The organism is Flavobacterium gelidicaeli, assembly GCF_013294005.1.
Lineage (GTDB): Bacteria > Bacteroidota > Bacteroidia > Flavobacteriales > Flavobacteriaceae > Flavobacterium.
This window is the reverse complement of the sequence record NZ_JABSNK010000036.1, coordinates 1-1,384: the sequence shown is the minus strand read 5'-3', so window position 1 is coordinate 1,384 and position 1,384 is coordinate 1. Positions and strand designations below refer to the sequence as shown.

Genomic DNA, 1,384 nt, shown 5'->3' with positions numbered 1-1,384 from the left:
TCACTACTATCCGAAAGTTTTGAATAAAATCTAAAAAACCTTTGGTAGGTTCTGATTTTGTTTGTTTTATTGTTTTTTACTGAGAAAATAAGTCAGGTTTAAAGACCATTTTGTTTTGGTTAATCACTTTTTTAGCCCCTTCATTTACTTGATTGCACACATATTCAATACTTAGGTAAAAAGCCAAACACACTCTTATTTTTTCAACAAAATTAGAAAATGTTTTTACTTTCTTTGCGATAGTTCTGTTTATGAGTTCTAATAACAAATAACTGATTAAGGCTACATATATTTGAGATTTGACAGCATTTTCACTAGTGCCTAAAAATGTTTTTATTTGTAAATTTTGTTTCATTGCCTTGAAGAATAATTCAATATCCCATCGTTTTTTATATAAATCTGCTATTGTTCTAGCGGTCCAATCTAAATTGTTGGTTATGATATGGATTACCTTGTTGTCTTCTGCTCTAAAAACAGTTACAAGTCTCAAACTATGCTCATTTATCGTAGTTTCTATGGCTTTTTTACCTGACAAAGTAATTATTTCATCCTTTAATATATCTTGATCTTTGTCAAGGGGTAATTCTAATTCTTTAATTATTGTGTAATCAGTATTAGTCTTTATTCGGGTCACAAATATATTTTGAGCAAATATTCTATTGAGCATCAAAGCAAAATCAAAATAAGCTCGATCCTCAACTATGATTGTTTTTTTTGGAAAGATGCTTTGTCCTAGACCTTTACTGTCGTGTATTTTTGCCTCTGTAATGTTTATTAAATCAGGAATCTGAAGGGCATCATCAAAACAAGTATGTATTTTAAGACCTCCTTTTGCTGTCCGAAACTTTGCCCAATCAAACATCGATAAACACAGACTAATAGTGGTACTGTCAATCAATTTAATGCTATGGTCTTTAATTTCTTGGATAATGGTTCGATGATTATCCTTTTTCAAAACCTTATCATAGTGGCTCAGTAGCCTTATGTACAAGGATTCATATACTTCCCAAGTTCGTTTTTTATTACCATCACTCATTGTAGATCGAGCTGGAGATTGACTTAATCCCAAATCATTTATAAAACTTTGACAAACCCCAATTCCAGTAGAAATATCACTCAAAGTATAGCATTTATTGAGCTGTCCGAAAGTTAAAGCTACGAATTGGTCGTAAGTCTTGTATTTGCTACAGCCCTTGTCACTTTGATGCTTTTTGATACACGATTCTAAAATCCAACGCGGGACTAAATCTAAAATTTGCCCGAGTAAAGGTTTATTGTTATTTTTGTTACGCTTGAAGAGTCCCATAAAATTATTTTATTTTTCGCAAAACAAAAATAAGGGATTCTCAGGCATTTTTAATTTCAGACTTTCGGATAGTAGTGA

The 1,384-nt window shown here is 31.4% G+C and carries 1 protein-coding gene; it reads right to left on the bottom strand.

The annotated features are described in order from the left end of the window. Positions 1-76: 76 nt before the first annotated feature. Positions 77-1,306 carry an IS4 family transposase gene (locus HNP99_RS17585; protein WP_173854758.1) on the bottom strand — a complete coding sequence of 410 codons (1,230 nt, stop codon included), beginning with the start codon at positions 1,304-1,306 and terminating at the stop codon, positions 77-79. Between the last annotated feature and the right edge of the window lie 78 nt (positions 1,307-1,384).